Source organism: Halalkalibaculum sp. DA3122, from assembly GCF_043951865.1.
Lineage (GTDB): Bacteria > Bacteroidota > Rhodothermia > Balneolales > Balneolaceae > JAMQKA01.
Window position 1 is genome coordinate 12,163 of the sequence record NZ_JBINJF010000004.1, and the last position, 25,559, is coordinate 37,721.

The 25,559-nt window shown below is 51.8% G+C and carries 21 protein-coding genes; 9 read left to right on the plus strand and 12 right to left on the minus strand.

Annotation, left to right across the window (positions count from 1 at the left end; all coding sequences use genetic code 11):
* The first annotated feature begins 72 nt into the window (after nucleotides 1–72).
* From ACG2F4_RS03810 to ACG2F4_RS03820, 3 genes are all read left to right on the plus strand, one after another.
* Nucleotides 73–543 (plus strand): thioredoxin family protein, encoded by a 471-nt coding sequence (locus ACG2F4_RS03810; RefSeq protein WP_395258625.1) that lies wholly within the window; start codon nucleotides 73–75, stop codon nucleotides 541–543.
* A 153-nt stretch (nucleotides 544–696) separates the two neighbouring features.
* Nucleotides 697–1,647: a pyridoxal-phosphate dependent enzyme gene (locus tag ACG2F4_RS03815; RefSeq protein WP_395258627.1), complete on the plus strand. Its 951-nt coding sequence runs from the start codon at nucleotides 697–699 to the stop codon at nucleotides 1,645–1,647.
* Nucleotides 1,648–1,659: 12 nt separating this feature from the next.
* Nucleotides 1,660–2,862, plus strand: coding sequence for an FAD-dependent oxidoreductase (locus ACG2F4_RS03820; RefSeq protein WP_395258629.1), 1,203 nt, complete (start codon nucleotides 1,660–1,662; stop codon nucleotides 2,860–2,862).
* Between the two features lie 65 nt (nucleotides 2,863–2,927).
* On the opposite strand, the gene ACG2F4_RS03825 is transcribed toward ACG2F4_RS03820, so the two are convergent.
* Both ACG2F4_RS03825 and ACG2F4_RS03830 read right to left on the minus strand, forming a co-directional pair.
* Nucleotides 2,928–3,266 carry a hypothetical protein gene (locus ACG2F4_RS03825; RefSeq protein ID WP_395258631.1) on the minus strand — a complete coding sequence of 113 codons (339 nt, stop codon included), beginning with the start codon at nucleotides 3,264–3,266 and terminating at the stop codon, nucleotides 2,928–2,930.
* Nucleotides 3,253–3,657, minus strand: a complete 405-nt coding sequence (locus ACG2F4_RS03830) for a MerC domain-containing protein (protein ID WP_395258633.1) — start codon at nucleotides 3,655–3,657, stop codon at nucleotides 3,253–3,255. The genes ACG2F4_RS03825 and ACG2F4_RS03830 overlap by 14 nt, the downstream gene beginning before the upstream one ends.
* Nucleotides 3,658–3,950: 293 nt before the next feature.
* On the opposite strand from ACG2F4_RS03830, the gene ACG2F4_RS03835 reads away from it, so the two are divergent.
* Complete coding sequence (locus tag ACG2F4_RS03835) at nucleotides 3,951–7,223, plus strand: PDZ domain-containing protein (RefSeq protein WP_395258635.1); 3,273 nt, start codon at nucleotides 3,951–3,953, stop codon at nucleotides 7,221–7,223.
* Between the two features lie 47 nt (nucleotides 7,224–7,270).
* Complete coding sequence (locus tag ACG2F4_RS03840; protein WP_395258637.1) at nucleotides 7,271–8,206, plus strand: SMP-30/gluconolactonase/LRE family protein; 936 nt, start codon at nucleotides 7,271–7,273, stop codon at nucleotides 8,204–8,206.
* A gap of 172 nt (nucleotides 8,207–8,378) precedes the next feature.
* On the opposite strand, the gene ACG2F4_RS03845 is transcribed toward ACG2F4_RS03840, so the two are convergent.
* Entirely contained in the window at nucleotides 8,379–10,343 is a 1,965-nt protein-coding gene (locus ACG2F4_RS03845; protein ID WP_395258639.1) for an aconitate hydratase, read from the minus strand.
* Between the two features lie 231 nt (nucleotides 10,344–10,574).
* On the opposite strand from ACG2F4_RS03845, the gene ACG2F4_RS03850 reads away from it, so the two are divergent.
* Nucleotides 10,575–10,892 carry a Dabb family protein gene (locus ACG2F4_RS03850; protein WP_395258641.1) on the plus strand — a complete coding sequence of 106 codons (318 nt, stop codon included), beginning with the start codon at nucleotides 10,575–10,577 and terminating at the stop codon, nucleotides 10,890–10,892.
* A 42-nt stretch (nucleotides 10,893–10,934) separates the two neighbouring features.
* On the opposite strand, the gene ACG2F4_RS03855 is transcribed toward ACG2F4_RS03850, so the two are convergent.
* On the minus strand, nucleotides 10,935–11,735 hold the full coding sequence (locus ACG2F4_RS03855) for a gamma-glutamyl-gamma-aminobutyrate hydrolase family protein (RefSeq protein ID WP_395258644.1): 801 nt from the start codon (nucleotides 11,733–11,735) through the stop codon (nucleotides 10,935–10,937).
* Entirely contained in the window at nucleotides 11,722–12,723 is a 1,002-nt protein-coding gene (locus ACG2F4_RS03860; RefSeq protein WP_395258646.1) for an amidoligase family protein, read from the minus strand. The genes ACG2F4_RS03855 and ACG2F4_RS03860 overlap by 14 nt, the downstream gene beginning before the upstream one ends.
* 675 nt (nucleotides 12,724–13,398) lie before the next feature.
* Here ACG2F4_RS03860 and ACG2F4_RS03865 point away from each other — a divergent pair.
* Nucleotides 13,399–13,866, plus strand: coding sequence for a GbsR/MarR family transcriptional regulator (locus ACG2F4_RS03865; RefSeq protein WP_395258649.1), 468 nt, complete (start codon nucleotides 13,399–13,401; stop codon nucleotides 13,864–13,866).
* A 77-nt stretch (nucleotides 13,867–13,943) separates the two neighbouring features.
* Here the strand turns inward: ACG2F4_RS03865 and ACG2F4_RS03870 are convergent, their stop codons facing one another.
* The 5 genes from ACG2F4_RS03870 to ACG2F4_RS03890 form a co-directional block, all read right to left on the minus strand.
* A complete protein-coding gene (locus ACG2F4_RS03870; RefSeq protein WP_395258651.1) occupies nucleotides 13,944–14,414 on the minus strand; it encodes a dihydrofolate reductase in 471 nt (156 codons plus the stop codon).
* Nucleotides 14,411–15,259, minus strand: a complete 849-nt coding sequence (locus ACG2F4_RS03875; protein WP_395258654.1) for a thymidylate synthase — start codon at nucleotides 15,257–15,259, stop codon at nucleotides 14,411–14,413. The genes ACG2F4_RS03870 and ACG2F4_RS03875 overlap by 4 nt, the downstream gene beginning before the upstream one ends.
* A gap of 71 nt (nucleotides 15,260–15,330) precedes the next feature.
* Nucleotides 15,331–16,713 (minus strand): magnesium transporter, encoded by a 1,383-nt coding sequence (mgtE, locus tag ACG2F4_RS03880; protein WP_395258657.1) that lies wholly within the window; start codon nucleotides 16,711–16,713, stop codon nucleotides 15,331–15,333.
* A 502-nt stretch (nucleotides 16,714–17,215) separates the two neighbouring features.
* Nucleotides 17,216–18,514: a glucose-1-phosphate adenylyltransferase gene (locus ACG2F4_RS03885; RefSeq protein ID WP_395258661.1), complete on the minus strand. Its 1,299-nt coding sequence runs from the start codon at nucleotides 18,512–18,514 to the stop codon at nucleotides 17,216–17,218.
* Nucleotides 18,507–19,943 carry a glycogen synthase gene (locus ACG2F4_RS03890; protein WP_395258663.1) on the minus strand — a complete coding sequence of 479 codons (1,437 nt, stop codon included), beginning with the start codon at nucleotides 19,941–19,943 and terminating at the stop codon, nucleotides 18,507–18,509. The genes ACG2F4_RS03885 and ACG2F4_RS03890 overlap by 8 nt, the downstream gene beginning before the upstream one ends.
* A gap of 155 nt (nucleotides 19,944–20,098) precedes the next feature.
* Between ACG2F4_RS03890 and ACG2F4_RS03895 the strand changes: the two genes are divergently transcribed.
* Nucleotides 20,099–21,019 (plus strand): ABC transporter ATP-binding protein, encoded by a 921-nt coding sequence (locus ACG2F4_RS03895; RefSeq protein ID WP_395258665.1) that lies wholly within the window; start codon nucleotides 20,099–20,101, stop codon nucleotides 21,017–21,019.
* Nucleotides 21,020–21,024: 5 nt separating this feature from the next.
* Nucleotides 21,025–22,317, plus strand: coding sequence for an ABC transporter permease (locus tag ACG2F4_RS03900; RefSeq protein WP_395258667.1), 1,293 nt, complete (start codon nucleotides 21,025–21,027; stop codon nucleotides 22,315–22,317).
* 24 nt (nucleotides 22,318–22,341) lie between these two features.
* On the opposite strand, the gene ACG2F4_RS03905 is transcribed toward ACG2F4_RS03900, so the two are convergent.
* Both ACG2F4_RS03905 and ACG2F4_RS03910 read right to left on the minus strand, forming a co-directional pair.
* Nucleotides 22,342–24,684, minus strand: coding sequence for a hypothetical protein (locus ACG2F4_RS03905; protein ID WP_395258670.1), 2,343 nt, complete (start codon nucleotides 24,682–24,684; stop codon nucleotides 22,342–22,344).
* A gap of 3 nt (nucleotides 24,685–24,687) precedes the next feature.
* Entirely contained in the window at nucleotides 24,688–25,470 is a 783-nt protein-coding gene (locus ACG2F4_RS03910) for an inositol monophosphatase family protein (protein ID WP_395258673.1), read from the minus strand.
* Nucleotides 25,471–25,559 lie beyond the last annotated feature (89 nt).

Below are 25,559 nucleotides of genomic sequence, written 5' to 3' on the forward strand. Positions count from 1 at the left end.
AAACAAACGAACCCCTAAAACCATACCGCTATGCAATGGTTGAGTTATCATAAAACCGGTAGTATCGGCCTGATGTTTTTGCTTATCGGGATCCTCGCCACTTCCCAGGCACAGACACAGCCCTTGACATGGCACCCGTTTGAGGAAGCCCTTTCCCTGGCCGACGAGGCTGACCAACCGGTGCTGGTGGATATCTGGGCGCCGTGGTGCGGCTGGTGCCATAAGATGAAACAGGAAGTGTACCCGGCTCTTTCCCAAACGCTGTCATCAGATTTTATTTTGACCCGCCTCAATCGCGACGACCACAGCTCAACAGTCCAGTACCGCAATAATATTTATACTCCACTATCACTGGCACAAGAGCTAAGGGCCGGTTATGTCCCGACGGTGGTGCTGCTGGCTCCCAACGGCGACTACCTGCTACACATTTCCGGATTTACGGATGCCGAGACACTCTCCCCGGTTCTGTCATACATAGCTAAAGGCGCCTATCTTGAGGAATCTTTTACAGATTTTCAGAATCAAACGAGAGATAACGGGTAAGTTCCCATCCTGCAGGGGTTCTCCACCAGTATTTGAATGAGTAGACGTTGACCTCTCCTGTTTTCTAAAAGTTCACTGTTAAAATCACTGTGAATATCTCTAGGTGAATGGTTAGATTCCCGTGCATCAACACCCCAACAACCCAGCGCAATTATGCAAGTTCCTCTTCTTTCAGATATTCGTACTGCACACAAGCTTGTTCGCACCCATGTACACAACACACCGGTATTGACCAGCAGGTCCCTTAATAGTGCCGCCGGTTGCCGGGTATTTCTGAAGTGTGAAAACTTTCAAAAGGTTGGCGCTTTCAAGTTCCGGGGAGCCTCAAACGCGATCTTTTCACTCTCGGACGGGGAAGCCAGGCAGGGCGTCGCTACCCATTCTTCCGGCAACCATGCACAGGCTGTGGCTCTCGCGGCGAAAATGCGTGGGATACCGGCCTATATCGTGATGCCGGAAAACGCGCCGCGCGTCAAGGTAAATGCAGTCAGCGGGTACGGGGCCAACATAACGTTTTGCGAATCGACCCTGCAGGCAAGAGAACGCGCGCTCGATCGGGTGGTCAAAGAAACGGGCGCGACCTTCATCCATCCCTATAACGATCCCCGGATTATCGCCGGACAGGGAACCGCCGCGCTCGAACTCATCGAGGAGCAGCCAGACCTCGATACGATCCTCGCACCAGTGGGAGGCGGGGGGCTCCTCAGCGGCACTGCCATTGCAGCATCCGGGAATCCCGACCTTAACGTCGTCGGCGTGGAACCTGAAGAGGCAGATGATGCGTTTCAATCATTCCAGTCTGGCAGGTTAATACCCATTGAGCACACCGAAACCATCGCCGACGGACTCCGAACCTCCCTGGGAGACCTGACCTTTGCCTGCATCCGGAACCATGCAGACGAGATCGTTACAGTATCGGAAACTGAAATCAAAAACGCGATGCGGTTTGTAATGGAACGGCTCAAAATTGTGATAGAGGCCTCCAGTGCGGTCCCGATTGCGGCCTTGATGAATGGAAAAGTCAACGGTACCATCCAGAATGTCGGGGTCATCGTTTCGGGTGGCAATGTGGATTTTGATCGCCTTCCCTGGAATGACAAATAACATTCACTGAAGATGAACAGCCTCAATAACCAGGTAACCATCATCGGGGCGGGAATTAGTGGTATTACTACGGGCGTTGTTCTTCAACTGCTGGGATATCAAACCCACATTATGTCAAAAGATCGTGCGGATGCCCCTCTGAATCCCAATGATCCAGAATTTGCCAGCCTCTACCCTTCCGCCTCAATTATTCCGCACTCCGTATTTGGAGCAGAGGTCCTCCCCTGTTTCCGCGATTCGCATCGAATTTTCGAACTCCTACTTGACGAACAGGTAGAGGGTATATCACTGAATCAACATTTCGAAGTCTTCGAATATGACAAAGAATCCCCCGACTATGCCCCGATAATGAGCCACTTTCGGCGTATTTACACCACCTGGCAAACAGAGAAAGACGTACCTCTCCGTACTGCAACGGGAAAGCTCTGTGGCTGGACCTTCAATTGCCTGTTCGCAGACTGGCCGGTATACCTGCCCCTGCTGTTCCGGTGGTACAAGAAGCTGGGAGGCCGTATCTCTATCCGGACACTCGATCGACAATCGGTCGCCCGACTTTCAACCCCAATCATAAATTGTAGTGGACTGACCGGTCACTCCCTGTTTGGTGACTCCGGCTCAGTCAGCGTGTTTAAGGGCCATCTGCTCAAGATTCGGGGCGTGCCGGAGATAAAAAATCGATTCGGGCAAACCATCTCATACAACTATAATCCCAGGACAGCGGTGTATGCCGATGCGGAAGGCAACGCCCAGGATGTATACTGCTACCCCCGTAACGGGGATTGGATTATCGGGGGCAGTCGGCTGGAGGGTACCATGGATTCCAGCGGCCGCTGGAAGGGCATCTCTCCAGAAGCCACTACCAGCGTTGGGGAAATCCTGATTCCCAAACCTGTCATAGAGCTGAATAAGGATATTCTGGCATACACATACGGAATGGATCTCAACCGTTACCGGGATCGTACGGCCCAGGTCGGTTACCGGTATGTCAGGAATAAGCAGGACGGCCTTCGCCTTGAAAAATCACTGGAAGGAAACCGGTTAATCATCCATAACTACGGCCACGGCGGTGCAGGCGTCACCCTCTCCTGGGGATGCGCCATCCGGGTGGCAATACAGTTGAACCAGGAGTTACGGCCGCGGGGAGAGAACTCATATGCTCACAACACCCTGAAAAAGGTGCGAAAAGCCATTCAACAGATGATAAACCGCAGGTGAATTTCCCATCTCCCGATATGTCGTGAACTGCCATCGAAAGAGGTGTCTTCTTGTGGGTCCCGGGTTCAGGCCTCAAACTGTTTTTCTGCGCATTCGGGGCAGTCCAGCCAGGTTTCTGAGGGAATCCGGGGCAGCGCCCTGGGGCTCTTGCCACGCTCAAATACCGGGCGGTACAACACTTCTCCCTTGTGGTGAGACTCGCCGCACGAATGGCAATTGACCTCGTCATCAATCTCTTTGGGGGTGTACCCGGTGATCACCCAGCCCTCATGACCGATGTGGGCGGCCAGGCTTTCCAGGGCAGCCCGTACGGTTTGGGATTTATTCCCGTCATAATACTTGCCTGAAAGTTGCTCGAGTAGCTTTACCGTTTCCTCGTTGAGGGTAAAGTTAAGACGTTTCATGATCCAGTGCGGTTTTGCAGCGATTTTTGTGATACCGGTAATTGAACCAGTGACCGGCGACCAGCAGACCACTCCCCGCCATCGTTACGGCAGCCTCTCCGAAATTTCCGAGCGGGTCATGCAGCAGCCACGCCAACCCCACGACAAGCAACCCGGCATAGAGCAAAGCGGGGACACGGCTATCGACTACTCCGCCCCGCAGTGCAAAAATTACGGTGGGCACAATAAGTAAAAAAAGGATCGGATGCGTCCAGTCGTGGATCGCCTCGGCTGCCGGCCATAACGGTAAAAGAGCTATAGCTACCGGGAAAAAAAGGCAGTGGACAGCGCAGATCCCCGAAAGACTGATGCCGAGACGATCCCATAGGGCAGGGGAAGGTTCTTTTTTCAACTTTTCAACAAAAATTCTTGTTAACACTTCAGTGTGTATAAATATACACACTGATTGGAAATTTGTAAAAACATTTTTGTACATTTTTTGAAACACGATGGCTGTGCTATCGTAATCGTTTTTTACTGAGAAAGAGGGTTTTCCCAGATCAGTGCCTGCAGCGAATTTGATATACAGTTTTAAATCCCATAAATGAGGATTAAACTTCGCACACATGGCAAATTTGGCCAAAACAACGATTTTGCTAAACCCTCCATAATAAATCTACTTAACAAGCTGAATTCGGGGATATCATGAAACAATTTACCTTTCTGACCTCATTACTCACCTCTATTTTCTGTATTGGTTTGGTTGCCGACTTGTCGGCCCAGGTCGATGCCCGGATGCTCCGCCAGCCTGACGTCTCTGAAACAGATATTGTTTTTTCATACGCCGGCGATATCTGGATCGTGCCGAAAGAGGGCGGTACTGCAAACCGACTGACAACTGCCAGCGGTCAGGAATCATTTCCGCGATTTTCTCCGGATGGGTCTAAGGTGGCGTTTAATGCCAACTACGACGGTAATAATGATATTTACGTAATCCCGGCCAAGGGGGGCGTGCCTCGTCGTATCACGCATCACCCGATGACCGAGCGGGTGCTGGACTGGTTCCCGGACGGGGAGGAGATCCTGTTTTCATCCAGCCAAAAAAGCGGCCGCCAGCGCTACAACCAGTTTTACCGGGTACCTGTAAACGGTGGATTGCCGGAAAAGCTGCCGGTGCCGTATGGCGAATTTGGCGCAATATCCCCGGATGGACAGACCATCGCCTACACTCCGATATCGCGGGCATTCCGCACCTGGAAGCGGTACCGAGGCGGCATGAACCCGGATATCACGCTTTTCGAGCTGGAGACGTACCAATCAGAGCAAATTACCGAGAGTGATGCCAACGATGACCAGCCTATGTGGCACGGCTCCACGCTCTATTTTGTGTCAGACCGCGGGGATAATCTCCGCTACAACATCTGGGCGTATGATCAACACAGCGGGCAAAAACGCCAGGTTACTGATTTCACCGATTATGACATCCATTTCCCGGCCATCGGTCCCTCCGACATGGTCTTTGAGGCCGGTGGTCGCTTGTTCCTGATGGACCTGGATACCGAGGAAACCCGGGAAATTGAGGTCGATGTAGTGACGGACAAAACCTCCCTGAAACCGCATACCGAGAATGTTAGTACCCTGATTCAGAACAGTTTCATTTCTCCAGACGGGAAACGCGCCCTTTTCCAGGCCCGGGGCGATCTTTTTTCTGTTCCGGCAGAACATGGGCCCATCCTGAATTTGACGCGCAGCTCCGGGGTTGCCGAACGCTTTCCCGCCTGGTCCCCGGACGGGAACTACGTGGCCTACTGGAGCGACCGATCGGGCGAATACGAACTGGCTGTTCGCGATAACAGGGGAACGGGAGATGAGCGCACGCTGACAACCACCGGTTCCAAATTCAAGTACAACCTGTACTGGTCGCCTGACAGCAAAAAGCTGGTATTTGTTGACAACGCCATGAATATCAGACTCTACGACAGAGAAGAAGATAACCTCACAACCATTGGCAGGGGGCAGTGGATGTATGAAGGCGCCCTCCGCAATTTTTCAGCCGGCTGGTCGCCTGACAGTCGCTGGGTCGCATTTTCACGGGGAATGGGCAACCGCCAGAACGCCATTTTTATCTACCATACCGAGACTGGAGAAACGACGCAGGTAACCTCCAGCTACTATCACGACCGCCGACCCGTTTTTGATCCGGATGGGAACTATCTCTATTTCCTTTCCAGCCGGACAATGAACCCGGCGTACAGCGATCTCGACAATACCTGGATATACGCCAATAGCACCAATATTGTCGCCGTTCCCCTGACCGACGAAATCGATTCTCCCCTGGCGCCCCGCAATGACGAAGTGGAAATTAAGGACGGGAGCGAGCCTGTTAATGGGAATGGGAGTAAAAGTGAGCAGGAAGAAACCAAAGAAGTCGAGATCGATCTCGAAGGATTTGAGTCGCGCCTGGTACAGCTTCCCCCCGAGGCCGGAAATTATGGAGATATCAGTGCACTCTCCGGTAAAGTGCTGTATCAACGCTTTCCCCGAACGGGGGCGGCCGGAAATGGCAGCACCCTGGCCTATTACGATCTGGAAGAGCGGGAAGAAAAGGAGATTATAGACGGCATCAGCGGGTACCAGCTTTCGGCTGACCGAGACAAGATTCTCGTTCAGAGCCAGGACAAGTACGCCATTATTGATCCCTCTCCCGGGCAGGAGATCAGCAAGCCGCTCCGGACCGGTGAGCTGACCATGAATATTACCCCCGAAGAAGAGTGGCAACAAATATTTAACGATGCCTGGCGCCTGGTGCGAGATTATTTTTATGATCCAAATTTCCACGGAGTAGACTGGAAAGCCATGAAAGAGCGGTATCAGCACATGCTCGATGACGCTGTTACCCGCAATGATGTAAATTATGTGGTCGGGGAACTGATCGCCGAGCTCAACGCTTCACACACGTATCGCGGCGGCGGAGACCAGGAAAGTGCCGAGCAGCGCGGCGTGGGTTTGCTGGGCATCGACTGGGAGCTCGACAACGGCGCATATCGCATTGAAAATATTGTGGAGGGCGCTCCCTGGGATAACGAGATACGCTCTCCTTTCAGTCAGCCTGGCGTGGATGTCGAGGAGGGTGATTATATTCTTGCTGTTAACGGCGTGCCCATCGACACCGGCCGAGATCCATACGCCGCCTTCCAGGGCCTGGCCGGGGAAACGGTTGAGCTAACTGTAAACAGCGAACCCACGATGGAAAACGCACAAAAGGTGCTGGTGGAAACCCTCGCAGATGAAACCCGGCTCCGCCACCTGGCGTGGATTGAATCTAACCGACAGCGGGTAGCCGAGGCCACTGACAACAGGGTGGGATACATCTATGTCCGCAGTACCGGCATTGATGGACAGAACGAGCTGGTCCGGCAGTTTATGGCCCAATATGACAAGGAGGCACTCATCATTGACGAACGCTTTAACAGCGGCGGTCAAATTCCCGACCGCTTTATCGAGCTCCTAAACCGACCGGAATTGGCCTACTGGGCTGTACGCGACGGGCAGGACTGGCAGTGGCCGCCCGTGGCCAGTTTTGGCCCGAAAGTGATGCTCATCAACGGGTGGAGCGGCTCCGGCGGCGATGCCTTTCCCTCCTACTTCAGGCAGTCGGGTCTCGGTCCCCTGATCGGGACCCGCACGTGGGGCGGCCTCATCGGAATCACGGGCGTCCCGGACCTGGTTGACGGGGGCACCATTACCGTGCCGACATTCCGCATGTATTATCCTGACGGCGAATGGTTTCCCGAAGGACACGGCGTGGAGCCAGATATCCGGGTGGAAGACGATCCCACCCAGCTTGCACAGGGGACCGATCCACAGCTGGAGCGTGCGATCCGGGAAATCAGGCGCCAGTTGCAGCTGAATCCCCACCAGAAACCACAGCGCCCACGGTACGAAGACCGGACCGGCACGGGTGCCAACAACAATTAACCTGGCTTGTTAACACAACTATTTGCCAACATTCAATAAAATACATCATGCTGATTAATCACCGTTCGAAACTGTCCACTACACACCGCAATTTGTGCAATTTTACCATCTCGCTACTTTTCTTCGTGTTCCTGTCTATTCCGCTGCTGAATGCCCAAAACATGTCTCTCGCGGCAGAAAATGCCGAACTTGAGCTCCTCTCGGATCGGTTTGCCTTTACCGAGGGGCCGGCAGCCGACCGCAAAGGCAACGTATTTTTCACCGATCAACCGAATAACCACATCTGGAAATACAGTATTGACGGGGAGTTGACACTGTATATGGATGAAGCAGGTCGCTCAAACGGCATGTACTTTGATCACAAGGGAAACCTGCTTACCTGTGCCGACGAAAAAAGCCAGCTGTGGCGCATCAACCCGGATAAAACGGTTGAAGTGCTTGTCGACCAGTTCAGGGGAAAGCGACTGAACGGGCCAAACGATCTCTGGGTCGACCCCAAAGGCGGAGTATATTTTACAGACCCGTATTACCAGCGTGACTACTGGGAGCGAACAGAACCGGAACTGGACCAGCAGCGCGTGTACTATCTCACCCCCGACAGGCAGGAGGTTGTCATTGTGGCTGACGAGCTGGTCAAACCCAACGGTATTATCGGTACGCCCGAAGGAGAAACGCTCTATGTGGCAGATATCGGCGATCAAAAAACGTACTCTTATGCCATTGAATCCAACGGCCACCTTTCAGATAAAACCGAGTTTACCGATATGGGATCAGACGGGATGACGATCGACGAGCAGGGCAATATATACCTTACCGGGGATGGCGTCACCATATTCAACAAGGCCGGCAAACAGGTTGAGCATATACCCGTTCCCGAAAACTGGACTGCAAACGTGACCTTCGGTGGATCAGACCGGCAAACGCTGTTTATGACCGCAAGTACGTCGGTGTATACGCTGAAAATGAACGTAGAAGGGCGGTAATCAACGAAACAGGGCTTGTTCAAAAACTCACGACAAGCCTTTTCACCTGACCGGCAAACCCGGGTTACAAAAAGCGGAATCAAAAAATGGCACCTTTTTTCAAAGGTGCCATTAATGGATTGTGAAGTGCAGTCCAGATATGATATCCGGTTTATTTAATAGAAAACGAAACTTATCCCGCTTTCTTTTCGGCCTTGAAGCGGTTAATCACTCCGCCGTGAAGCACCGCTTCTTTCTGCCGGTCGCTAAACGTGTGCTTGACCGTGTATTTTTTGTCTTTTGTTTTATTGTGGATAACAACTTCATTGCCATTCTTGATAGCTTCCCGGATATCGTTCACTTCAAGAATATCTCCCTGGTCAATGTCTTCATAGTCAGCATCGTTTTCGAATTCAAGCGGCGGGATACCAAAGTTGATCAGGTTTTGCCAGCCAATACGTGCATAGCTTTTCGCGATGACGGCTCGCATGCCCAGGTAGCGCGGAGCGATTGCCGCATGTTCCCGGCTCGATCCCTGCGCGTAGTTTTCGCCGGCAACAACTACGTGTCCCCCATGCTCTTCCTTCGCTTCCATCGCTCGATCGTGGAAGTTTTTGTCCACAACATCGAGCGTGAACTTGCTGATTTCCGGAATGTTGCTTCGGTACGGCAGTACTTCCGCCCCGGCGCGCAGGATCTCATCGGTAGAGATGTCATCTCCCATCTTGAGCAGCACGGGTACGTCGAAATCTTTCAGCTCATCAAAATCCGGCATTGTTGAGATATTCGGTCCCTTCTTGATCTCTCCGCGCTCTTCTTTTGGCTTTGGAGGCGTGAGCATCTCGGTATTTATGTGAATATCCTGCGGATACTCAAATTCGGGATATTTCATGTTATAGAGATCCTCAAGATCGCGGGGATCGGTAATTTTACCGGTCAGCGCCGATGCAGCCGCCGTTTCCGGGCTTACCAGGAAGACCGAATCTTCCGGGGTTCCGGAGCGGTCCGGGAAGTTGCGCGGTACCGTGCGCAGGCTGTTTTGTCCCGATGCCGGTGCCTGTCCCATGCCGATACAGCCGTTACAGCCGGCCTGGTGAATACGGGCGCCAGACTGTACAAGGTTAAACATCACATTGTTTTTGACCATATTTTCGATAATCTGCCGCGATGTCGGGTTGATATCCCAAGATACATTGTCATTTACCGTCTTGTCTTTGACAATCTCGGAGGCGATCCAGAAGTCGCGGTAGCCCGGGTTTGCCGAAGAACCGACATATGACTGGTAAATTTCCTGGCCTTCAACTTCGCGGACCGGGACCACGTTACCCGGACTGCTGGGCAGGGCTATAAGCGGCTCAACCTCATCAAGCACCAGCTCCTCATACTTGTCATATTCGGCCCCTTCATCGGCCTTCAGCTCAACAAATTCGTGGCCGCGCTCCTGCGACTCCATGAACCGGCGCACTTCGCCATCAGCCGGAAAGACGGTACTGGTGGCGCCCATCTCGGTGCCCATGTTAGCAATGACGTGACGATCCATCGTCGAAAGGTTCTTCAAGCCTTCCCCAAAATATTCGATAACGTAGCCCGTCGCCCCGTCCACGTCGTAGCGGCGCAGCATTTCGAGCACCACATCCTTGGCGCTCACCCAGTCAGGAAGTTCACCTTTCAGCTCAACGCCCAGCACTTTGGGCATTTTGATATACAGAGGTTCACCGGCGATCGCAAAGGCGACATCGAGGCCGCCGGACCCGATGGCGAGCATCCCCATGCACCCGGAAGCGGGCGTATGGCTGTCGGAACCCGCCAGCGTCTTGCCCGGAATGGCAAAACGTTCCGTTTCGATAGGATGGCTCACTCCATTACCCGGTCGACTGAACCACATGCCAAATCGCTCGGCGGCAGACTTCAGGAACACGTGATCATCGGGGTTTTTAAAATCTGTTTGAATCAGGTTGTGATCTACGTACTGGCAAGACAATTCTGTTTTTGCTTCATCCAGTTCCATCGCCTCCAGTTCCAGCATCACCATCGTGCCGGTGGCATCCTGCGTTAGCGTCTGATCAATTTTCAGGCCGATTTCCTGACCCGGAACCATCTCACCATCTACCAGATGGCTTTTAATCAGTTTCTGGGTAACATTAAGTGGTTTACTCATGAGATATATAAATATTTTTTTATTTTTGATCGCTTAAGTTGTTGTCTACTAAAAACTTATAAAGTTTAAATCGTTTCCCAAAGGCACTTATTTAGATTCATTTTGAATTTCGGTCCGTCCCCGGATCGATAAACAGGATTTGGCTTTCGCATTCAGAGTTCGTTAATTACTCTCAATCCTACGATAACTTTCAGCACAACCAACACACAAAACAATAATCGGGAGAACTGTATGATTCGTCATGTCGTCATGTGGAAATTAAAAGAAGAAGCCGCAGGGGCTACCAGGCAGAAAAATGCCGAAAAGATGAAGCTGATCCTCGAAGGATTAAAGACCAATATTGATGAGATAAAAAATGTGGAAGTTGGGATCAATATTAATTCCGATGAAGAGCCGGACATGGCGTACGATGTAGTGCTGATTTCCGATTTTGAGACCGAACTGGATTTTACGATGTATACCCGCAATGCCCATCACAAAAAGGCTGTCGATTTTATTGAATCAGTTGTCGAAGAGCGCCGGTATGTGGATTACAAGGTTGATACGTGAGAACCAGGCGAAACCGTCAACCGGTGGTTACGGGTAAAGCCTTTAATTCTTACCGCTCGCTGCCCTGGCCGCATCGACCAGGGCCTTGAAAATATTTCGCTGTCCCGCCACATGGGGCATATACTCCGGATGCCACTGCACTCCTATCAAAAAAGGGGCGTCTGGTTGTTCTACAGCCTGGATGATACCCGTTTTTTCCCGTGCTACTACACGGAGCGGGGGTGCCAGCTTGTCAATCGCCTGGTTATGCATCGCATTCACGGTGATCGTCCCTTCGTCAAGCAGTTTACCCAGCCTGCTTTCACGGTCCACTTCCACGCTTTTTTTTGGAAAGATGGAATAAACGCGTGGAACTTCCCCATAAAAGCCGGTGATGTCCTGGTAGAGCGTTCCCCCCAGGTTGATATTAATCAGCTGCGCGCCCCGGCATATACCCAGTACCGGTATTCCCCGCTCCAGCGCATGATTCAGGTAACGCAACTCCAGCTCATCCCGCTCTTTATCAATACTGCGGGTATCAGCAGCAAACAGCTTGCGCACCAAAAAAATGAAGGGATACATGAATATTGAGAATGCCTGAATCACATATTGCCACACACCACCCTTTTTGGAAACGCCCGGTCCCGAGGCTGATTCACGCCGCTGCCCGTAGTACCGGGGATTGACATCTGCCCCTCCCCCCAGAATCAGTCCATCCAGTTGTTCAGCGGGATAAAGCTGTTCGGTAGTTATGCGCACCGCCTCCGCCCCTTGCAGCCAAAGAGCTAGCTTGGTGAAAAGCCAGCCTGCGGTGCCGCCGTGGTCGGGGCTGGTAACTCCTATAATCGGTTTAGTTTTCTTCATCCAGATCCAGTAGTATTGCTGTGGTTTTGGCCCACTCCTTCCGAAACGAAACAAATGTCTCTCCTTTCCTGAACAGGTACAAGCGGCTTAGTTTGTCCAGCATCTCGCTGTTTGACGCCAGTTTTTCGACCTCTGTCCAGCGCTTCAATTCGGATTTAAATCTCCAGTTAGGATCCTCAATCCTGCTGTTGGGCAGCCGGTAGTGGAAGGTGGGACGAGGCCGGTTTTTTTCATCTCCCAAAACATCTGCGACTTGCTCCTCTGCGAGCATCGCCCAGATCGGCATCATATCCAGCGGCCGGTTTCTGGTGGGACTGAACTCCAGGTAGTCCGTAATCAGCTGTTGCATCGAAGGCTTGTAGTCGCGTTGCAAGATCCGCTCCACGTACTGGTCGGGGAAGTGATCGATGAAGGGTGAAATTCGCCGTGAAAGGTTAATGTCCAGTTCTTCGAGCAGCCAGGGATAAAGGATAAAAAATGCCCGTAAATAACGGAGCAGCAGATCGACTTCCAGAGAAGGAGCCTCAATATTGATATGCATCCCAAACGCGTGCATCCACGACGATTCGGTACCCTCGGCTTTCTGCTGCTGCAGCTTCTCCCGCAAATCTTCCAGTACCGCGAGTTCCCCGACCGGAAGCGGCGGCATCACGATTTCAAGCGGAATTACCGCCTTCGCCAGCTTGTCAAGGATATCACCGATGGAATCTTTAATCGCCTCCTCGTCAATATCCAGGTCCCAATTTGCCAGCAATTCAGTCCCCGCCATTTTTTTCAGTATACGGGCATCCAGCTCAACCTCAAAATCGCCCAGATTCGTATTAACAACACTAAACTGATAGCGGTGTCTCTTCTTAATTTCACCGCCATACAGATCCCGGATAATCCGTGCGGCTTCCTCAATTTCCAATCCCGCAAACTCAAGCTCAAGGCCGACTTTTCGGGGTTTTCCCTCGCTATTATTGGGAATCGGCAAATCCAATGACATTAAGAGTTCCTTCCTGAACAGTTCATTATAATTCGTTTGCACCAGCGAAATGGTCTTTATACCCGTAAAATAGTGAAAAGTATTTGCCTTCCTTTGATCTTATTCTCACAATCAAAAAAAATATACCACTGAACCAACAATAGATTCGGATGAAGCGATCCTGCCTCTACCTGCTGCCCATTTAGCTGCTGATACCCTGCCTGGCTGCCGGGCAGCAACAAGCCCGGATAACCGACATCATACCCAGTGGAGGCAGTGAAATTGAAAATGGGGTTCTTATCGTTCAGAATGGAGTAATAACCGGTATCGGGGAAGCCGGTGAGCTTGATATTCCCGATAATGCCGATATCACGGATGTCTCCGGCAAAGTGATTATGCCGGGACTGGTGGTTATCACCGATGGACGGATGGTAAACAAATAAGGCGCCGGTCTAGAAGTATCCTCCTTCTGATCCAGCTTCCCTCAACCAAAATTGAACCATTTTTTTGTTATACTGCTGCAGGGTCTTGAGTATCGCGGCGAGTGAAATATCCCCGGCAATTGCTCTCTGCTACAACCGCCGATAATTACCTTGTCCGAAAAATACAGAAGCTCAAATTCGGAGGTTCAAAACAGATATCCTGGAACGCCTGGTTTTAACTGCTTTTTCACTTCTTAAGATACAGTTCTAATACATGGAAGATACAGACCAAGAAATAAATGAAGAAAAGCTGAAGTTTACTGAAAATTTCAGCTTGATTTTTGAAGAAAACGGCCATCCCAGAATAGCAGGCCAGATTATCGGGTGGCTCATCATTTGTGAACCACCGGAGCAGTCATTTTCAGACCTGGTGGAAAATTTGCAGGTCAGCAAGGCTTCGGTCAGTAATATGACGCGTTTGCTTCTGCAGGTGGGCTTTATCGAAAAAGTGCGCAAACCGGGAGAGCGCCAGGTCTATTTCAGGCTTGTGGATGATGCTTGGCGGCAGGTTATGGAAAATCATCTTGAATTTGTGTTTTCGCTGCGGGACCTGGCCTCCGAATACCTGGAAAACGCCGACCACAAAGAGATCGACCGGCTGCATGAGATGTATGAATACCACAAATTCATCGCCCAGAAAATGCCGCAGGTGATAGAAGATTTTAAAAAGGAAAAGAACTAAATAACGAACCCGTTCGGATCTAAATTGGAGCGTTATACACTCGTTGGAGGGTTGTGTTTATCGTTCCAAGGAGCACCTCAGATACGTTCATATTCTACGATGGTAAACTCCCCGTGCTCTTCCCGGTTGGTTTCTCTCCATTTTGTTCCTATATCATCACGGTACTCCGGGAAAAAAGTGTCTCCCTCGTATTCTTTGTGGATCTTCGTAATTACTAATTTGTCAGCCCGTCCGATCGTCTGCCGGTAGATTTCTCCTCCCCCTATAACATACACCAACTCAAAGTCTTTTAGGTATTCGAGTGCCTTGTCAATCGTGTTGAAAGCAGGCACGTGATCATAATCTCTGCTGCGACTGAGCACTACATTTTCGCGGCCGGGCAGCGGCTTTTCTCCGAGCTCTTCAAACTCCCCCCGTCCCATCAACACCGGGTACCCCATCGTGGTTTCCTTGAAGTGCTTCATATCTTCCGGGTAATGCCACGGCAGGTCCCCGTCTTTGCCTATCACCAGGTTGGGATCGTGTGCGGCAATCAGCACCAACTTCATACGGCCACCTCAAACTTGATGGAGGGATGCGGATTGTAGCCGTGAAGCTGGAAGTCCTCGAACGTCAACTCATCCACCGGCTTGTCGGCGATCTCCAGGCGGGGCAATTTCCGCGGCTCGCGGGTTAGCTGCTCCTTCAGCCCGTCAATATGGTTTTCATAGATGTGAGCATCCACGATGGTGTGGGCAAACGTGCCGTACTCCAGCCCTACTTCGTTGGCAATCGCCATCGTAAGCGCGGCGTAGCACGCCAGGTTAAACGGGATGCCGAGCGCAATGTCACCGGAACGCTGCGTAAGGTGGCAGTTCAGCTTCCCGTCCGCCACGTTGAAAATATACATCAGGTGGCAGGGCGGCAGCGCCATCTTTTTCAGCAGACCGGGATGCCAGGCGCTCACAACGATCCGGCGGCTGTTGGGATTGCTCTTCAGCATGTCGATCGCCCGCTGCACCTGGTCAAACTCCTTCTTTATCAGCTGGGTTTGGACAATGTCGGAGGCATTGCCCTCGAAACTGAGCTCTTCCTCCTCAAAATAGGGAAAGTTCCGCCACAGCACCGGGTAGATTGGCCCCACGTGCCCGTCCTCATTGGCCCAGGCATCCCAGATGTGGCAGTCCTTTTCATCTCGCAGCCAGCGAATATGGTCTTCGCCCCGCAGGTACCACAGCAGCTCCAGGATTACCGACCGAAAATAGACTTTCTTGGTGGTCAGCAGCGGAAATCCCTCGGAGAGATCCACCTTGTAAAACTCGGAAAAACTGGAAATGGTGTCGATGCCGGTACGATTTTCTTTACGGACTCCGTGTTCCAACACGTTACGGACCAGGTCTAAATATTGCTTCATCTGTTCACTATTATTTAAAATTTTCTATTGGGCATTACCGATAAAACGGGTAATTCTTGTCATCTTGCAAGTTATAATACCACCCCCTGCAAGAGCAGAAGAGCGATGGAAAAGTAGATAATAATCCCGGTGACATCCACAAGTGTAGCCACAAACGGTGCCGAGGTAACAGCGGGATCGAGTCCCATCTTCGACATTAAAAAAGGTAACATCGATCCGCTTAAATTCCCAAACAATACCACGCCCACCAGGCTGCACCCCACCGTCAGGGCCTGCAGTACCAGGCCAAGCGAAAACAGTTCCCCGCGGAACATCATCCAGGCCGCGATAACCACAGATCCCATCAGCCCGATCAGCCCGCCCAGCAGGGCTCCGGAAAGAAACTCCCTTTTCAGTACTTTATTCCAGTCCTCCAGGTTGATGTCATCGGTGGAAAGCGCTCTTATGATAAGAGTAGCCGCCTGGGAGCCGGAGTTTCCGCCGCTTGAAATAATCATGGGTATAAAAAAGGAGAGCATCGCCGCCGCGGCCAGGGCACTTTCGTAGGTTGCCATGGCGGTAACCGTCAACATCTGCCCCATAAACAGGATGACGAGCCATCCAATCCGCTTTTTTACCATCTCGCTGACGGAGGTCTGGGAGTAGTAGTCGTCCAGCGCATCCATCCCGGCCATCAGCTGCATATCCTCGGTCGTCTCCTCCTCGGCTACGTCGATTACGTCATCCACGGTTACGATGCCCACCAGGATGCCGTCGGAGTCGACCACCGGCATCGCCACGCGATCGTACTTGCTGAGCATTTTTACCGCGTCCTCCTGGTCTTCAAAGGCCGAAAGCGCTTCAAACGACTCATCCATCAGCGATGCTATCGTGGCCTCCGGATCGGCCAGAATCAGCTGGTTGAGGCGGAGATCGTCGATCAGGTGCTCGTGCTCATCCACCACGTAGATCACGTTCACCGTTTCGGCGCTGTGCCCGTACTTGCGGATATGCTCCAGGCTCTGCCGGATGGTCCAGTCTCTGCGCACTTTGACGTACCGCGGGGTCATCAGCCGTCCCACGCTCTCCTCGGGGTAGCCGAGCAGCTTCTGCACCAGCTTGCGATCGTCGGTCTTCATGGAGTTCATCACCCGCTGGGTGAGGTGACCGGGCAGCTCCTCCATCAGGGCCACGCGCTCATCCGGCTCCAGGTTCGACATCACCTCGCTGAGCTGCTGGGCGGTAAACACTTCGAGCAGCTCCACTCCCTTTTGGGAGCTGAGGTAGGTAAATACATCCGCGGCTTTCTGTTTTTTAAGCAGCCGGAAGATGACAATCGCCACCTGGGCTTCCAGCTCTTCCAGCAGCTCCGCCACGTCCACCGCCGGCACATCGTTCAGAATGTCCTTCAGCGCGACCCAATCTTTATTTTTGATCAGTTCATCGAACTCGGGTTTGAGAAGATCGACAATCATGGAGATCCAAACTAGGGTTAAGTATTACCGATGTTCCGGGAGGTGGCCACGCGCCCGGGAATCGCTCTGGAGAGGGCATTGGAAAACCAGCAGTTTTGTCCAGCTGGGCGAATTCAAAACCGCAGTTTATCTTATGCAGATGTGGTTTTTGAATTCGCAACCATACCGGGATTGGGCAAACCAACGGTTTTGCAACGTCCTGTTGGATTAACGCAAGAGCGATTCACCGTTATTTATATTCGGTGGGAATTTAAGCCAAGTAGCGGTGGAATCAAAGTGGGGAAAATGGTTCTGCCGCCTGCTCCTCTCCCCGCCCGTGTTTCCAGGCCCGCAGAATTCTTCCTACCGAGTTCATCATAACCGAGGCTCTATAAAACGCCTCCGCCACATGCAGATCCGCGGGACAACCGGCGATTCAGAATAAATTTCACCTCACCAAACCAGAAAATGCCGAATCTCACGACCCGGCATTTTCAGTGTTGAGTTCCGACAAGGTGCAAATTCAAATTTTGGTGCCGTCGGGAATTACGGCTTCTTTCGGTATGATGACGATGCCATCCACCACGTGGTAGTTGCCGTAATCTCCGTCGTCCAGGTGATCGCCCCCGGCAATTCGCACATCGTTGCCTATCCGCACATCCTTGTCGATGATGGCATTACTGATAAAGCAGCGCTGCCCGATACCCATCGGGGGATGCTCGGTCGTCCCCTCTTCAATCTCTCTCTGTGATTGAAAAATATCGTTCCCCATGATGATGGAGTGTTCTACGCTGGTTCCCCGCCCTATGCGCGAGCGTATACCGATGACAGAACGCTCAATACGACTCGCTTCAATGATACATCCCTCCGCAAGAACGGAGTGATCGAACGTAGTTCCGGAGAGTTTTGAGGCCGGCAGCAGGCGGGCACGAGTATAGATAAAATCTTCATTGTCATAAAAGTTGAATGCCGGGAGTTCAGAAGTCAGCTCGATATTGGCCTCGAAAAATGATTTTATCGTCCCAATATCGGTCCAATAACCATCAAACTCGTAGCTGCGCACATTCAGATCACTGTTTATAGCTTTTGGTATAATCTCCTTTCCAAAATCAGTGGCATCAGGCATTCCATCGAAAAGCTCCTGCAGAACTTCTTTCTTGAAAATATAAATTCCCATCGATGCCAGATAATGGCGCCCCTCACTTGCAAACTTTTCATCCGTTTTGGATTGCCATTGGTCGAGTTCATCGCGGTCCGGTTTTTCTACGAAACTGGATATCTCCTTGCTTTCATCGGTCTTTAGAATACCAAATCCGGTAGCATCTTCAGCTATTACCGGGATGGTGCCCACCGTCAAGTCTGCATCGGTCTCTTCATGCTGCTTCAACATCTTGCTGTAGTCCATCTGGTAGAGTTGGTCGCCCGAGAGAATCAATACGTGGTCATGGCGGTGGTTTTCCATGTGGTGCAGCGACTGTCGCACCGCATCGGCCGTACCCTGATACCAGTTTTTACTTTCGGGAGTCTGCTCGGCGGCCAAGATATCGACAAATCCACTGCTGAACACATCAAAATTGTAGGTGTTCTTGATATGGCGATTCAGCGAAGCTGAATTGAACTGAGTTAACACATAAATTCGTCGAAATCCCGAATTCAGACAGTTTGAGATTGGAATATCCACCAATCGGTACTTTCCGGCGATCGGGACGGCCGGCTTCGATCTCATTTTAGTAAGTGGATACAGGCGGGTCCCCTGTCCCCCACCAAGAATTACTGAAATTACCGGTCGATGTTTATTGAATTTACTATATGTTCTAGTCATTGATCAGCTCCCTGTAAAGTTCAAGGTATTTGTTTGCAGAGTTTTCCCAAGAAAAGTCTAATTTCATAATGGTCTTTCTGACCGCATTCATTCCTTTGGAGTCGCTGTAGAGCGAGAGGGCGCGCTGAACAGCCTCGGCGGCGGCGTGATGCGTAAAGTCGTAAAACGTGATCCCGTATCCCCCCTCGTCACCAATATCCTTGACGGTGTCTTTAAGCCCACCTACTTTTCGCACTATTGGTACCGTTCCATATCGCATGGAGTACATCTGGTTCAGCCCGCACGGCTCCACCCGGGAGGGCATGATAATAAAGTCACTCGCCGCGTAGATCAGGTGCGCGAGTGCTTCATTGTAATCGAGCGCGGCATCAAAAAAGCCTACAAAACGGCTGTTTAGCTGGTTAAAACGTTCATGGAGGTACCGATCTCCCGTACCCAGCAGCATGAAGTTGACACTCTGCTCGCTTGCCAGGAAATGGCTAAACAGGTCGGGCAGCAGGTCGGCTCCTTTTTCGTGCGCCAAACGACCAATATACGAAATGAGCGGATAGTCCGGATTCAGGTCAAATTGGTCGCAAAGCGCCTTTTTGTTCTTCAGCTTGCTTTTTCGGTGGGTCTTGAGCGTATAATTTTTTTCCAGGTAGGGATCCGTTTTGGGATTCCACACATCGGTATCGATGCCGTTCAGAATGCCGACCGACTTGTGGCGCTCGCTGTGATAGAGAAGGCTTAAATCCCCGTCCTTACTCAGCTCCTCCATGTAGCTGGGAGAAACAGTCGTAATCTTCCAGCAGCATTTCAACCCCGCAGCCAGGCAGTTGAATTTTCCGTCCCAGTCCAACAGTCCCACTTCCGAGTAGTTGAACGAGGGAAGTAGTGAAAACGCGCCGCGGTCGTATACGCCCTGGTATTCCGCATTATGCACCGTCAACACGGTGGGAATATCTTCCATGCCCCGATACCGGTGGCAGCGCGTGATAATGAAGGGAACCAGCGCGGTGTGATGGTCATGACAGTGCAACAGGTCGGGATCTTCGTCGCTGTAGTGGATCCAGTCGAGCGCAGCCAGTTGAAAACTCATATAGCGCTCGAGCTCATCCCAGTATCCGTGGCCGCTGTATGGATCGATATAAATGCCGGGGCGGTCAAACCGCTCAGGGATATCCACCAGGTACAGCGGAAAGCCAAGCGTGTTCTTTTTTTCCCGTTGAATTTTATAGTGAAACTGCCCTGCCCCTAGAGGGGTATCTCCCTCAAACACAGTTTCAAATTGATGCTCATGAATCCAGTCGGTTGCGTACCTGGGCATGACAACCTTGGCCTCCACCCCCATCTTTTTCATGTATTTGGGCAGCGAGCCAACCACATCTGCCAGCCCCCCCGCTTTTGCCACTGGATAACACTCCGCACTAAGGTGGATAATATTCATATCACTTATCCCGATAGTAGATTATTCTTTCAGTTGAAACGGTACCCATCACTCGCTCATCAAGTAATCAAATCTTTAAATGCCAGTCAAAATCTTTCTTATAAACTTTCAGAATATTATGTTCACCGGGGAATTCATGCACAAAATGCACAGCGATGGCCATAATAGATGTCGAAAACGTAACCAAGTCATTCGGGAACACAACCGCCGTTGAGAATGTCTCCTTCGAGGTTCACCAGGGGCGCATCTTCGGACTTCTGGGCCCCAACGGGGCCGGAAAGACGACCTGCATACGGATGATCAACCATATCCTGATCCCTGACAGCGGATCGATAAAAATCAACGACCGGGAGGTGAGTCCGCAAACCCAGAAGTTGATCGGCTACATGCCGGAGGAACGGGGTCTCTACAAAAAGATGAAAGTGGGCGAACAGCTGCTCTACCTGGCACAACTCAAGGGGTTGTCGCGCGGGCAGGCCCGGCAGGCGATCAAATACTGGCTGGAACGGTTTGAGGCCGAAGACTGGTATAACAAGGAGGTCGGTGAGCTTTCCAAGGGGATGTCACAGAAAATCCAGTTTATCGCCACCATAGCGCACGATCCCGATATCTATATTTTCGACGAGCCCTTCAGCGGACTCGATCCCATCAACAGCGAGATGCTGAAAGAGATCGTCATTGAACTGCGAGACAAAGGGAAGACGATCCTGTTCTCGACCCACCGCATGGAGCAGGTGGAACAGATGTGCGACGAAATCTGCCTGTTTAACAAGGGCCGGGCGGTCCTGAAGGGAGACCTCCGCGAGATCAAAGCCTCGTATGGCAGAAACACCGTCAATCTTGAATTCCGGGGTGACCCCTCCTTCCTCGATACCCTTGACGACGTGCGCATCAATAACCGTTCGACCAACTTTGCTGAAATACGCGTGCTGGATGGCCAGGACACCCGGCACATTCTTGAGATCGCCATGGAGCATGCCGAAATCTACAAGTTTGAACGCGTGGAACCCTCGCTGAACGAAATTTTTATTTCCACCGTAGGTGAAGATAATATCAACCCGCAGGATTTACATTAACAGCTATGGATTTTCGTCAAATTTTACTGGTGCTTAAGCGGGAATATATCACCCGCGTAAAAAGCAAAGCGTTTATCCTGACCACAATCCTGATTCCACTGGGAATGGTCGCATTCATCGGGATCGCCGTGGCCATCGCCGTGTGGGATACCGAGTCGGAGCACACCATCGCCATCGTGGATCGCACGGAAGTGCTGCTTCCCCGCCTTTTGGAGCTGAATGAGGAACGGTATGAGGATGCGAGCTCTGTTCCCATTGACACACTCCGGTCGCGCGTGGTACGTGAACAAATTGATGGGTTTATCGTCTTCAGTGAAGAACATATTGAATCTGACAAAAACGCCGAGCTTGTATACGGCGGCAGCGGCGGGCTCCAGTTTTTAGGGAACCTGCGGGACGATGTGCGGGAGGTGATCCGACAGGAGCGGCTGGAACGCGCCAACGTCTCTGACGAGGTGAAAAAGATTTATGAGAGTCGGCCGGGCCTGCAGAGCCGCAGGCTAACGGAGGAGGGCGTTGAAACGGACGACAATATCGGGCTGCTGACCGGTATCGGAATGGCTATGGGGCTGCTGATCTTTGGTATCGTTACCGGGTACGGCGGACTTTTGACCCGGAGCGTTATTGAAGAAAAGACCAGCCGCATTATTGAGATCATAACCTCTTCGGTAAAACCGATTGAGCTTCTGTGCGGAAAAATTGTGGGCGTCGGCGCGCTGGCTGTCACCCAGGTGGCAATATGGATTGCAGCAGGCCTGGGACTGGCTTCGATTGCTGGACCTGTGGCCGGCATGTTTATGCAGACCCAGACAGAAAACCTGGAAGCAGCCGGTGGAGCCGGGCCGGCCCCAGACCCTTCTCTCTTTGAGGTGCCGGCTATTGAGCCGTCGCTGATCGTCCTCTTCTTTGTATTCCTGATCCTGGGTTACCTTATCTACAGCACCCTGTTTGCCGCCATCGGTTCGGCGGCCGACTCGGAGACCGATACGCAGCAGTTTATGTTCCCGGTAATGGTGCCGATCTTCATCGCCTACTTTCTGTTGTTCAGGGTGATGGAAGCCCCCGACAGCGGCCTGTCGGTTATCAGCTCACTCATCCCCTTCTTCACCCCGATTATAATGATTACCCGGGTCGCCATTACCGACGTCCCTTTTTGGCACATCGGCCTTTCAATTATCTTGATGCTCGCCACCTTTTGGGGTTTGTTGTGGCTCAGCGCCAAAATTTACAGTGTGGGTATTCTGAATTACGGCAAAAGCGCCAGCTTTAAAGAGCTAATGAAGTGGATCAGGGCGTGAGCATATGGCCAGCTGTTTAAGTGCTCAACGTCCGCCAGCGATCTTCTGCATTTCATAAAAAACGCGGCCGTCATACTCATCCAGCAAGCGCTCTCCCAATATATTCTCCGCATCTATGAATTCAAGGTCGGCGGCAGCACGTACGGCTAAAAATCGAATACGTGGATCACTGTCAGCAAGCATTGTTTCAATACGGCTGCTCCACTCATTCTCACTGGTATCCACCTTTTTTAATATCTCAAGTGCCGCGGCCCGAACCGGAAAATCATAATTGTGGCCGGTCAACAGAACCAGGTTTTTAACCAATACTTCAGAATCGGCCAACTCCTGCCGGGCCAGTTTCCGGAACACAAAAACAGCCCTGTTGCCAGTACTGTCTTCACTCATTACCTGCTGCGAAAACCTGTTCAGTGTTGAGGTATCGGAAGAGTCTACAACAGCAAACAAGCTATTCGTTGCCTGCCTGAACAGGGATACCGAGTCGCTTTGGAGCGCTGTGCGCTGGATAGTTTGGATCACCTGGTCGTTCCCCTGGTAGTATCGCAGGGCTCGGATTGCCGCTTCCTGAACAGCTGCATGATCTTCGTTCAGAGCCTCAATAAATTGCTGTTCTGTTCCGGTCGCTCCCTTCGTTATCTCTCCCATCGAGTAGAGCAGGGCGGCTTTGACCGTTGGGGGCTGCTCTTGCTCAAGCAGATCGTTAATAGCGAGTTGCAGGTCCGGATTATCCGAATGATTCGCCAACTGGTGCGCCGCAGCCACTTTTTCGTCAGACGACTCGGCATTTCGGAGCTGGCTCAGCACAAATGGTATCGGCTTATATTCGATGAGTGTAATATCTTCCCGGGCGGACCCATCGATGGTGACATAGGAGACCAGTGGATCCAGGTTTAACATGATGGAATCACTCTTGCCGGTGAATGTGACCTCGAGGGTATCGGCGCCCTGCATGGTGTGTTCCACCAGGGGAAGCGTGATCAGTTCACTTACCACGGAGTCCTGCGCCTCAAAATTCAGGACCAGTTCCCCGCTGGTTTCATCATACTGGTAGTCAACCCGATAAATAATTGAATCCTGTTCGCCGGTTTCCTGGTTTACGATCAACTGTGGTGGACTAAACCAGGGCTGCCCGCTTTGTTGATACCAGCTGTCCGCATAATCATTCCAGGTTTTAACTCCGCCTCCACTTGCCGGCTCGCTGTCCAGGCTTTGCTCAACGACCTGTTTCCATGTAGTATTTTCCCACTGCTGGTAGAACTGTTGCCACCGGTTCCAGCGTTTTACACTAAATGCGTGATAGGGATTTATCGAGGCGGCCGGATTTGCCTGGTCTGCAATCGAGGCGGTCCCCTCCGCCAGCTGTTGGTTCAACACCGTTTGGTACAGGTTCATCGCTTCCGCATCCGACCACTGTTCCTCTCGCTGGTGCACGCCGTACCACTGCGCGAGGATGCCGCGCCGGAGCTGCGCCTGCAGGCCGCCCCTGTTGGCAAAAAGGAAGACGGCTCCCGCCGCATATGGTTTGCTCTCCCAGCGATGGTCATCCATCAACATGATATTGAGAGTTTCGAAGGGATACTCAACGCCCAACGCTTTTTCGGTACGATCCAGGATTTGGTATGCCGACTCAAGGAGCTTTTTGCCGGATCGGTCCATCACGACGGTATCTCCCGAAACCCGAATCTGCTTGATTCCAAATGATGTTTCTGCAGTTGTAAACGGGCCGGTGGCGAACCAAAGAGCAGAAGCCGGAACAGGCCGGCGGCTCTGCCACTGCACCTGTTTTTCCTCAACCGAGGTGATCGCTTCAGTACCGGTTCTGCCAGGCGCCAGGGCCGTAAAGTTGCCCGGCACAGCCAGGGTGATATCCGTGGTAAAGGTAACGCGCGGATGATCGGCTACCGGCAGCCAGTGTCGCGTGGTCAACGGCAGCGAGGAGGACCACACGCTACCATCGGGTTCGAAATGGACTCCAAATTTGGGAGAGGTTTCATATAAAATCTCAACTGAATAGCGGCTGCCTGGCTCAGTGGTCTCTCCCAGCGCTACAAACAGGGAATCGTTACCCAGCCGGTATGGCACCTCTTTGCCATCTGCCAAGACGGCCCGGATATCCATGTGGGCGGCGTTCAGTACCAAAGAATCAACACCCCCGATATTGGCTTCAATTTCGTAGGTAGCCTGCCCCACCAGCAGCTTTTCTTCCGGATCAATATTTAATTCCAGTGCCAGGTGATTAAAACTGAAATCAAGTTTGGGATGGCGCAGGTAGTCGAACGACGGCGACTGCGCGTTGACGGAAAGAAAAGTAAATGAGAGAGCAGCCCATGTTAACAGGCAGAACATTCGAATTTTATCAGAACGCATATATTATTTGTTGGAATATTTTTTAAAAATTTCAATCACTGAAGGATAAAGGGCCTTGCTGCAAGAAAAGCCGTTGCCGGTTTCGATCGTCTCACGGCCCGCCGTATCGCTAAAAATACCGCCGGCCTCGCGAACCACCGTTAATAACGGGGCCGCATCCCAAATATTCAGTACCGGGTCGAACATCAGGTCCGCCCGACCGGTCGCTACCATCATGTGACCGTAGGCATCTCCCCACGTTCGGTGTACACGGGTTGAGGCCAGAAGTTCCGAAAACGGTTCACGGTAGCCATGCTCAGCGGGTGTGGTCACATCGGTTGACAAAAAACTGGCTTCAGCCAGGTTTTTGTTAGAGCGCACAAAGCAGGGTTTCCCGTTCAGCCTGGTCCCTCTCCCCTCGGCTCCTTCACAGAGTTCATCCAGCGCAGGTGCATAGATGACGCCTATTTTGGGATCTCCCTTGTACGTTACTCCTACAAGCGTAGTATAAAAGGGAACCCCGTGAATAAATGACAGCGTTCCATCAATCGGATCCAGGATCCACTGAATATCGCTCCCGGGGTTGCTGTTCTCAAACTCTTCACCGACAATCCCCTGCCCCGGGAATTGACGCTGAATCTCATCCCGCATCAGTTCTTCCGTCTCCCGGTCGGCTACAGTCACCGGAGAGGCGTCTTTTTTGTACTCCACTTCCACGGTGTCCCGAAAGTAGGTCAAGCTGTGGTCGCCCCCTTTCCGGGCAATCTCGATCGCCGCTTCGTGCATCGTTGTTAAATCAAAATCCATGTATGCAAAAAGTATTAGTGTGGTTATTTTAGCATGCGAAATATAGGACTCAGAAACCAGAAGTCAGAATTTAGAAGAATTTAGAATAA

Excerpts from the sequence above, each read along its gene's own strand:
- ACG2F4_RS03910 (WP_395258673.1), bottom strand. The coding sequence starts at position 25,470 with ATGGATTTTGATTTAACAACGATGCACGAAGCGGCGATCGAGATTGCC.
- mgtE (WP_395258657.1), bottom strand. The coding sequence starts at position 16,713 with ATGATTGTCGATCTTCTCAAACCCGAGTTCGATGAACTGATCAAAAAT.
- ACG2F4_RS03900 (WP_395258667.1), top strand. The coding sequence starts at position 21,025 with ATGGATTTTCGTCAAATTTTACTGGTGCTTAAGCGGGAATATATCACC.
- ACG2F4_RS03890 (WP_395258663.1), bottom strand. The coding sequence starts at position 19,943 with ATGAATATTATCCACCTTAGTGCGGAGTGTTATCCAGTGGCAAAAGCG.
- ACG2F4_RS03845 (WP_395258639.1), bottom strand. The coding sequence starts at position 10,343 with ATGAGTAAACCACTTAATGTTACCCAGAAACTGATTAAAAGCCATCTG.
- ACG2F4_RS03835 (WP_395258635.1), top strand. The coding sequence starts at position 3,951 with ATGAAACAATTTACCTTTCTGACCTCATTACTCACCTCTATTTTCTGT.
- ACG2F4_RS03840 (WP_395258637.1), top strand. The coding sequence starts at position 7,271 with ATGCTGATTAATCACCGTTCGAAACTGTCCACTACACACCGCAATTTG.
- ACG2F4_RS03820 (WP_395258629.1), top strand. The coding sequence starts at position 1,660 with ATGAACAGCCTCAATAACCAGGTAACCATCATCGGGGCGGGAATTAGT.
- ACG2F4_RS03850 (WP_395258641.1), top strand. The coding sequence starts at position 10,575 with ATGATTCGTCATGTCGTCATGTGGAAATTAAAAGAAGAAGCCGCAGGG.
- ACG2F4_RS03815 (WP_395258627.1), top strand. The coding sequence starts at position 697 with ATGCAAGTTCCTCTTCTTTCAGATATTCGTACTGCACACAAGCTTGTT.
- ACG2F4_RS03870 (WP_395258651.1), bottom strand. The coding sequence starts at position 14,414 with ATGAAGTTGGTGCTGATTGCCGCACACGATCCCAACCTGGTGATAGGC.
- ACG2F4_RS03885 (WP_395258661.1), bottom strand. The coding sequence starts at position 18,514 with ATGACTAGAACATATAGTAAATTCAATAAACATCGACCGGTAATTTCA.
- ACG2F4_RS03875 (WP_395258654.1), bottom strand. The coding sequence starts at position 15,259 with ATGAAGCAATATTTAGACCTGGTCCGTAACGTGTTGGAACACGGAGTC.
- ACG2F4_RS03860 (WP_395258646.1), bottom strand. The coding sequence starts at position 12,723 with ATGTCATTGGATTTGCCGATTCCCAATAATAGCGAGGGAAAACCCCGA.
- ACG2F4_RS03810 (WP_395258625.1), top strand. The coding sequence starts at position 73 with ATGTTTTTGCTTATCGGGATCCTCGCCACTTCCCAGGCACAGACACAG.
- ACG2F4_RS03905 (WP_395258670.1), bottom strand. The coding sequence starts at position 24,684 with ATGCGTTCTGATAAAATTCGAATGTTCTGCCTGTTAACATGGGCTGCT.
- ACG2F4_RS03825 (WP_395258631.1), bottom strand. The coding sequence starts at position 3,266 with ATGAAACGTCTTAACTTTACCCTCAACGAGGAAACGGTAAAGCTACTC.
- ACG2F4_RS03865 (WP_395258649.1), top strand. The coding sequence starts at position 13,399 with ATGGAAGATACAGACCAAGAAATAAATGAAGAAAAGCTGAAGTTTACT.
- ACG2F4_RS03855 (WP_395258644.1), bottom strand. The coding sequence starts at position 11,735 with ATGAAGAAAACTAAACCGATTATAGGAGTTACCAGCCCCGACCACGGC.
- ACG2F4_RS03895 (WP_395258665.1), top strand. The coding sequence starts at position 20,099 with ATGGCCATAATAGATGTCGAAAACGTAACCAAGTCATTCGGGAACACA.